This window comes from Micrococcus sp. KRD026 (assembly GCF_017168445.1).
In the GTDB taxonomy this organism is placed as follows: Bacteria; Actinomycetota; Actinomycetes; order Actinomycetales; family Micrococcaceae; genus Micrococcus; species Micrococcus luteus.
In genome coordinates this window covers 60,842-68,990 of the sequence record NZ_JABFBA010000021.1, presented here as the reverse complement: position 1 = coordinate 68,990, position 8,149 = coordinate 60,842, and the positions used below count along the sequence as shown (strand labels likewise).

General features: G+C 72.1%; 6 protein-coding genes. 2 read left to right on the top strand and 4 right to left on the bottom strand.

Annotated elements, in window-relative coordinates:
- Window positions 1-17: 17 nt before the first annotated feature.
- Together J1M40_RS07435 and hutU are read right to left on the bottom strand one after the other, a co-directional pair.
- Window positions 18-1,394 carry a YjiH family protein gene (locus J1M40_RS07435; protein WP_020624961.1) on the bottom strand — a complete coding sequence of 459 codons (1,377 nt, stop codon included), beginning with the start codon at window positions 1,392-1,394 and terminating at the stop codon, window positions 18-20.
- A gap of 117 nt (window positions 1,395-1,511) precedes the next feature.
- Entirely contained in the window at window positions 1,512-3,209 is a 1,698-nt protein-coding gene (gene hutU / locus J1M40_RS07430; RefSeq protein WP_020624962.1) for a urocanate hydratase, read from the bottom strand.
- A 150-nt stretch (window positions 3,210-3,359) separates the two neighbouring features.
- Here hutU and J1M40_RS07425 point away from each other — a divergent pair, with 150 nt between their 5' ends.
- Window positions 3,360-4,073 carry an IclR family transcriptional regulator gene (locus J1M40_RS07425; protein WP_141843467.1) on the top strand — a complete coding sequence of 238 codons (714 nt, stop codon included), beginning with the start codon at window positions 3,360-3,362 and terminating at the stop codon, window positions 4,071-4,073.
- A 113-nt stretch (window positions 4,074-4,186) separates the two neighbouring features.
- Here J1M40_RS07425 and J1M40_RS07420 read toward each other — a convergent pair whose 3' ends face one another.
- Window positions 4,187-4,726 carry a hypothetical protein gene (locus J1M40_RS07420; protein ID WP_159228201.1) on the bottom strand — a complete coding sequence of 180 codons (540 nt, stop codon included), beginning with the start codon at window positions 4,724-4,726 and terminating at the stop codon, window positions 4,187-4,189.
- A gap of 136 nt (window positions 4,727-4,862) precedes the next feature.
- Complete coding sequence (locus tag J1M40_RS07415) at window positions 4,863-5,648, bottom strand: carbon-nitrogen hydrolase family protein (RefSeq protein WP_159228200.1); 786 nt, start codon at window positions 5,646-5,648, stop codon at window positions 4,863-4,865.
- 170 nt (window positions 5,649-5,818) lie between these two features.
- On the opposite strand from J1M40_RS07415, the gene J1M40_RS07410 reads away from it, so the two are divergent.
- Entirely contained in the window at window positions 5,819-8,038 is a 2,220-nt protein-coding gene (locus tag J1M40_RS07410) for a catalase (RefSeq protein ID WP_206450644.1), read from the top strand.
- The last annotated feature ends 111 nt before the right edge of the window (window positions 8,039-8,149 follow it).

Below are 8,149 nucleotides of genomic sequence, written 5' to 3'. Positions count from 1 at the left end.
GGGCGGTGGGGTGGGCCTCAGGTGAGCGCCGCGACCAGATGGGCGACCGGCGTGGCGAGCAGGATGGTGAGGGCCACACGCTCGGCCCAGATCACCACGAGCTTCCACAGCGGGATGGGGATGTCCGTGGCCAGGATGGCAGGCACCACCGCGGAGAAGAAGATGATCGCGGAGACGCAGACGACGCCGATCACGAAGCGGGCGACGAGGTCCTCGTGACCGGCCGCCATCGTGGCCGGGATGAACATCTCGGCGATCGAGGTGGCGGAGGCCGAGGCCAGCAGGCCGGGATCGGAGTAGCCCAGCGCCCAGAACAGCGGGTAGAAGATCACGCCGATCCACTCGAACACGGGCGTGTAGGTGGCCAGGACCAGGGCGATCAGGCCCACGGACATGATGGAGGGCAGGATCTGGAGCACCATCACGAGGCCGTCCCGGAAGTTGACCCAGATGTTCTTCGGCAGGGACGGGGCCTCGGCGAGGGTCTGTTCGGCGGCGCGACGGGCCACCCGGAAGCGGTCCCGGGTGACGGCCAGCTCGGGCGAGTGCACCGCGCCGGGGTACACCTCGTCCGGGATGCGGCTCAGCGGCGGGATGCGCACGGTGATGGCCGTGACCGCGAACGTCACCAGGAGGGTGCCGAAGAAGTACCAGAGCCAGATGTCCATCAGGCCCAGCGTCTTGGCGACGATCACCATGAAGGTCGCGGACACCGTGGAGAAGCCGGCGGCGATGATCGCCGCCTCGCGGGCCGTATAACGGCCGCTGGTGTACATGCGGTTGGTGAGCAGCAGGCCCAGGGCGTAGGAGCCCACGAAGGAGGCCACGGCGTCGACGGCGGCGCGGCCGGGCACCCGCCAGATCGGCCGCATGGCCGGGCGCAGGTAGACGCCCACGAACTCCATGAGGCCGTAGCCGATCACGAGGGCCAGGAAGACGCCGCCGATGGGCACGATCAGGCCCACGGGCACCACGAGCTTGTCCATCAGGAACGGACCGATGCTCTTGTCCAGGATCCAGCTCGGGCCCACGCCGAACACGACCATCGCCGAGGCGACCAGGCCGAGCACGGCGAGGAACGCGAACACCGCCCGCGTGGTGCTGGTCCGCCAGCGACCCGAGGCGAACGGGTACACGGCGCCGGCGGCGATGATGGCCAGGCCCACCCAGCGGTCGGCCGGGCCGAGCAGCCCGCGCACCCAGGTCACCAGGTGGTCCAGCGGGATGGAGCTCGCCCCGTTGATCGTGACGGGCACGAAGAACATGACGATGCCGATCGCCGAGTAGACGATCATGCGCCAGCGCGCCGGCGGGCGGGGCGCGTCGGCCTCGATCGCGGCCATCGCGGTGGTGTCGGTGTGCAGCTCGTGGTCTGCGGGGCGGGACGAGTCCATCGTGGTGTCCTTTCGATCGCGAGCCGGACGGGCGGACGCCCGTCCGGCTCGCGGCGGTGAAGTCGTCGGACGGCGACGGCGCGGCGGCACCGTCGTCGTCCGACGACGTGACCGGGGTCAGTCCCGGATCGTGGCCTCCATGGGCACACGGACGCCGCGCTCCTTCGCCACCTCGGCGGCGCGGGAGTAGCCGGCGTCGACGTGGCGGATGACGCCCATGCCCGGGTCGTTGGTGAGCAGCGCCTCGAGCTTGGCCGCGGCCAGCTCGGTGCCGTCGGCCACGCCCACCTGGCCGGCGTGGATGGACCGGCCGATGCCGACGCCGCCGCCGTGGTGGATCGACACCCAGGTGGCACCCGAGGAGGTGGCGGTCAGCGCGTTGAGCAGCGGCCAGTCGGCGATCGCGTCGGAGCCGTCCAGCATGGACTCGGTCTCGCGGTACGGGGAGGCCACGGAGCCGGAGTCGAGGTGGTCGCGGCCGATCACGATCGGCGCCTTGACCTTGCCTTCGGCCACGAGCTGGTTGAAGAGCAGGCCGGCCTTGTGGCGCTCGCCGTAGCCCAGCCAGCAGATGCGGGCCGGCAGGCCCTCGAACTCCACGAACTCGGCGGCGCCGTCGAGCCAGCGGTGCAGGTGCTCGTTCTCGGGGAACAGCTCCTTCAGGGCCTCGTCGGTCACGCGGATGTCCTCCGGGTCGCCGGAGAGCGCGGCCCAGCGGAACGGGCCGAGGCCCTCGCAGAACAGCGGGCGGATGTAGGCCGGGACGAAGCCCGGGAACTCGAACGCGCGGGAGTAGCCGGCCTTGCGGGCCTCGTCGCGGATGGAGTTGCCGTAGTCGAACACCTCGGCGCCGATGTCCTGGAAGCCGACCATGGCCTCGACCTGGCGGGCCATGGACTCCTGGGCCTTCTTGGTGAAGGTGTCCGGGTCGGCCTCGGCCTCGGCGTGCCAGTCCTTCTCGTCGATCTCGATCGGCAGGTAGGACAGCGGGTCGTGCGCGGAGGTCTGGTCGGTGACGATGTCGATCTCGACGGTGCCGGCCTTCTGGCGCTCGAGCAGCTCGGGGAACACCTCGGCGGCGTTGCCCACGAGGCCCACGGAGACGGCCTCGCCGTCGCGCTTGGCCTGCATGACGCGCTCGACGGCCTTGTCGATGTCCGTCTCCACCTCGTCCAGGTAGCGCTTGCCCATGCGGCGGCGCAGGCGGTCCTCCGAGACGTCCACGATCAGGCAGACGCCGCCGTTGAGGGTGACGGCCAGGGGCTGGGCGCCGCCCATGCCGCCGCAGCCGCCGGTGAGGGTCAGGGTGCCCTTGAGGGAGCCGTCGTAGCGCTTGCGGCCGATCGCGGCGAAGGTCTCGTAGGTGCCCTGCAGGATGCCCTGGGTGGCGATGTAGATCCACGAGCCGGCGGTCATCTGGCCGTACATCGTCAGGCCCTCGGCCTCGAGCTCGCGGAAGGTCTTCCAGTCGGCCCAGTCGCCCACCAGGTTGGAGTTGGCGATCAGCACGCGCGGGGCCCACTTGTTGGTGCGGAACACGCCCACCGGCTTGCCGGACTGCACCAGGAGGGTCTCGTCCTCCTCGAGGTCCTTGAGGGTGGCGACGATGGCGTCGTAGGCCTCCCAGGAGCGGGCCGCACGGCCGGTGCCGCCGTAGACGACGAGGTCCTCGGGACGCTCGGCGACCTCGGGGTCCAGGTTGTTCATGAGCATCCGCAGCGGGGCCTCGGTCTGCCAGGACTTGGCGGAGAGCTCGGTGCCGCGCGGGGCGCGGATGGTGCGGGACGGGTCGTGCTGGGTGAAGCCCACGGCCATGGCAGTTCCTCTCGACGGGGTGCGTGCGCCGCCGGGACGGGTGGCCCCGGTGATTTCACGGCTCGGCATGCACTTTCCGAACATTGAAACAGTGACTCGGCTCACGCGCAAGCCCGATCCGCGCGTCCCGCACCCGTTACGCTCCCTCTCATGACCACCACCCCCACCGCCTCGACGCGCACCGTGGACCGGGCCCTGGACCTGCTCGCCGCCGTCACCGAGCAGCCCCGGCTGAGCCTGACCGAGGCCGCCCGCGCCACGGAGCTGCCGGCGTCCACGGCGCTGCGCCTGCTGCGCAGCCTCGAGGGATCCGGCTTCGTGGCCCGCGACGACGACGGCGCCTACCGCCCCGGCGTGCGCCTCATCCAGCTCGGGGCGCGGGCCTTCTCCCGGGACTCGCTCGTGCAGCTGGCCCGCGGGCCGATGGACCACGTCGTGGCCGCCACAGGCGAATCCGTCTACCTCTCGGTGACGACCCCTCCGGACTCCGCCGTCTACCTGGCGATCGTGGAGGGCACGCATTCGGTCCGCCACACGAACTGGGTCGGACGCACCGTCCCCCTGGCGGGCACGGCCGTGGGCGACGCCCTGCGCGGCAGCGTGGCCGCGGGGGACTACACGCTGCGCACCCGTTCCGTGGAGAAGGACGTCACCTCGCTGTCCGCCCCCATCAGTGTGGCGGGCACGGTGGTCGGTGCGCTCAGCACGCTCGTGCCGGCCTACCGCTGCACGGACGAGCTGGCGGACCGGTGCGGGGCGGCCCTCGTCGCCGCCACCGACGAGCTGGCGCACCTGCTCGGGGCGGCGGACACTCCCAGGGAACGCCCAGCCGACTCCCCTGGAAAGCCCAAGGCGCGTTCGTAGGCTGAAGCCACCTCATCGAAGGTGCGAGTGATGACGGAGAAGGCCCCGGGCCCGGCGAGAGCCGGAACCGGGGCCTTTCTCTGTGCCCAGCGCCCAAGGCGCCGGGTCCGGGATCAGCGGCGGGAGGAGACGACGCCCGCCCAGAGGCCGCCGAGCAGGCCGGCCACCGGCAGCATCCAGAACAGGTGCACGCCCGACCCGTAGAGGACGGTGTTGGAGAACACCGCGAACAGGCCCACGGCACCGAGGAAGCCACCGACCACGCCACCGACCACGTAGCGCACGACGGAGCGGGCGGCCCCGCCCATCAGCAGCACGACCAGGTAGCCGGCCGCGCCCGCCAGGGCGCCGCCCACCAGGCCGAACATGAACGACTGCACCAGCACGACCCAGCCGTGGCCGGTCTCGCCCAGCGCCACGGAGCCGTTGGGATCACCCAGGCCGCCGGTGAGCACGCGCACGACGTCGCCGATGATCACGACGAGCACCGAGAGGAGGATGACGCGGTTGGTGAAGCCCCAGCCGTCCACCGGGCGCAGCGGCTCGAGCACCTCCTCCTCCACCACGGCGTGGCGCACGGGGCGGGCCGGGGTGGTGTGGGCGTTCGCGGTGTGGGGCTGGACGGCGTGGCTGCCGTCGGCGTTGATGGTCATCTCTGATCTCCCGTCCCGCCCCGGGCGGGGCGCGTTCCGAGCGCCGGGGCGCCCGTCTGGTTGCACGTCTGACGTGATTTTAGGCTTTTCCCAGCCCGAGGGGGTAATGGTGACCCGTCCGCCGGGCGGGGACGGCTCAGAGGACGTCAGTGCGGCGGTTGGCGAGCGAGGGGAGGAACTCCCGGACCTCGTCGATGCGCTCGCGGGTGACCTCCGCGGTCGCCACGGCCTCCCGCTCGTCGGCGAGCTCGGCGACGGGCAGCGCCAGCGGGTCCACGATCATCGAGTGGCCCACGGTGCCGTCCGAGCACGTGTCCGCCGCGGCCACCCACACGGTGTTCTCCACCGCGCGGGCCTTGAGCAGGGTGCGCCAGTGCTCCACCTTGTGCTCGCCGGAGAACCACGCCGCGGGGATCACGAGCACGTCCGCGCCCTCCACCGCGAGACGCCGGGACAGCTCGGGGAAGCGCAGGTCGTAGCAGGTGAGCAGGCCCAGGCGGAGCCCGCCGAGCTCGATCGCCGCGACGCCGCCGTCGCCGGGGGTGATCCGGTCCGACTCGCGGTGCGCGAACGCGTCGTAGAGGTGGAGCTTGCGGTACGCACCCAGCCGGGCGCCGTCCGCGCCCACCGCCAGCAGCGTGTTGTAGGGACGCCGGTCCGGTCCCGGCTCGTAGCCGCCCGCGACGACGGCGATCCCGTGCTCCCGCGCCAGCGCGGCCAGGCCCGCGGCGAACGGCTCCCAGGCCGCGGCGACGGCGTCGGGGAACTCCTCCCCCACCTCGCGGGCCCCGAGCATGGCCTCCTCGGGCAGCACCAGGAGGTCCGCCCCCTCGCCCGCGGCGCGGGCGGCGAGGCGGGCCATCACGGCCAGGTTCTCCTCGGCGTCGCCCACGGGCCCGAACTGTCCGACGCTGATCCTCATGCCCCCAGGGTAGCCAGGCCCCTGCCGGTGGCCGTCAGCCCTGGTCAGCGCTGGGGCCAGCCGCCACGCTGGAAGCCGGGCACGACGTCGGCCCGCATCGGCCGCCGTCGTCCTCCGCCCCGGATCCGCGCGGCACCGCGCGGCACGTCGACACCACAGGAGCAGACGCGATGACCACCCAGCAGCCCGACATCCCCGGCACGCCGGGGCCGATCACCCCCGACCTCGAGGAGCACACCGCCCTCACCCACCCGGACCAGCCCGTGGCCGTGCCGGCCCCGGACCAGCGCGGTCCGGCACAGGTCTCCCCCACCGGCCAGGACACCGGCGCCGACCCCGCGACCGCCGCGCAGGGCTGCCCGTACCTGACCACCGCGCACGGCGTCCGCCTGCAGGACTCGGACCACTCGCTCAAGGCCGGCCGCCGCGGCCCCACCCTGCTGCAGGACCACCACCTGCGGGAGAAGCTCAGCCACTTCGACCACGAGCGCATCCCCGAGCGCGTGGTCCACGCCCGCGGCGCCGGCGCCCACGGCGTGTTCCGCGGCTACGGCACCGCCGCGAAGATCAGCCGGGCCGGGCTGTTCGCCAAGGACAAGGAGACGGAGGTGTTCGTCCGCTTCTCCACCGTGGCCGGCTCCCGCGGCTCCATGGACCTGGCCCGTGACACCCGCGGCTTCGCCACCAAGTTCTACACGGATGAGGGCACGTGGGACCTGGTGGGCAACAACATCCCCGTGTTCTTCGTGCAGGACGCCATCAAGTTCCCGGACGTGGTGCACTCGGTGAAGCCGCACCCGGACCGCGAGATCCCGCAGGCGCAGTCCGCGCACGACACGTTCTGGGACTTCGTGTCCCTGCACACCGAGGCGCAGCACCACACCCTGTGGAACATGTCCGACCGCGGCATCCCGCGCTCCTACCGCATGATGGAGGGCTTCGGCGTCCACACCTACCGCCTGGTCGCGGCGGACGGCTCCACCGTGCTGGTCAAGTTCCACTGGAAGCCGATGCTCGGCGTGCACTCCGTGACCTGGGAGGAGGCGCTGCTCACCAACGGCATGGACCCGGACTTCCACCGGCGTGACCTCGCCGACGCGATCGAGGCCGGCGCCTTCCCCGAGTGGGAGCTCGGCGTGCAGGTGTTCGAGGACAACGAGGAGCAGATGTTCGAGGGCATCGACCTGCTCGACCCCACGAAGCTGGTCCCGGAGGAGCTCGCCCCCGTGCAACCCCTCGGCCGCATGACGCTGAACGCCAACCCGTCCAACTACTTCGCGGAGACGGAGCAGGTGGCCTTCAACCCGGCCAACCTCGTGCCCGGCATCGACGTCACCAACGACCCGCTCCTGCAGGGCCGCCTCTTCTCCTACCTGGACACGCAGCTCACCCGCCTCGGCGGGCCGAACTGGAACCAGCTGCCCATCAACCGCCCGCACGCCCCGGTCAACGACATGCTGCGTGACGGCTTCCACCAGAGCGCCGTGCATCGCGGCGTGGCGCCGTACCGGCCCAACTCGCTCGACGGCGGCCTGCCGTACGAAACCCCCGCGGACGACCACGCGTTCATCGAGCACCCGGAGCCGCTGCCGGCCTCGGTGAAGGAGCGCGCGCACGCCGCGTCCTTCGACGACCACTTCTCGCAGGCGCGCCTGTTCTTCCTCTCCCTCTCCGAGGTGGAGCGCGAGCACGTGGCGCAGGCGTACACGTTCGAGCTCGGCAAGTGCTACGAGCAGACCATCCGCGAGCGCCAGCTGGCCCACCTCGCCGCGATCGACACGCGACTGGCCCAGCAGGTCGCGGACGGCCTGGGCATCCCCGTCCCCGCGCCGACCGAGACCCCGGCCGACGTGCAGCCCTCCCCCGTGCTGTCCCAGATCGGCGGGGCGTGGCCGCTCGACGGCCGTCAGGTCGGCGTCGTGGTGGGCGAGTCCGTGGACGAGAAGGAGCTGGACGCCCTCGTGCAGGGCATCCACGGTGCGGGCATGGTCCCGCTGGTCATCGCACCGAAGGGCGGCCCCGTGGCCGGGGAGATCGTGGCCCAGCGGACCTACCTGACCGCCGCGTCCATCGAGCTGGATGCCGTGGTCGTGGCCTCGCCGGCGGCCCCCGCCGCAGACGCCGCCCCCAGCCTGGACCAGAAGGCCGGCGCCGCCGACTCCGAGGCGGTGGACCCGCGCGTCGTCAAAGTGCTGCAGGAGATGTGGCGCCACTCGAAGGCGATCCTCGCCCTCGAGCCGGCGGAGGCCGTCCTCGCTGCCGCCCAGGTGTCCGGCAAGGGCGTCGAGTCCGCGGCGGACGGCGCGGCCGCCGTGGCGGCGCTGAAGCAGCTCCTGCCCGCGCACCGCGTGTGGGACCGCTTCCCGACGACGGGCCGCCTGGCCGACTGACCGGCGGACCCCCGGGCGCTTTCGAACGTGAGATAGGGCCTATCTCACGTTCGAAAGCGCCCATTCGCCCTCTTTCACGTTCGAAAGTGCAGGCCAGGGTGGGCCGGGGGC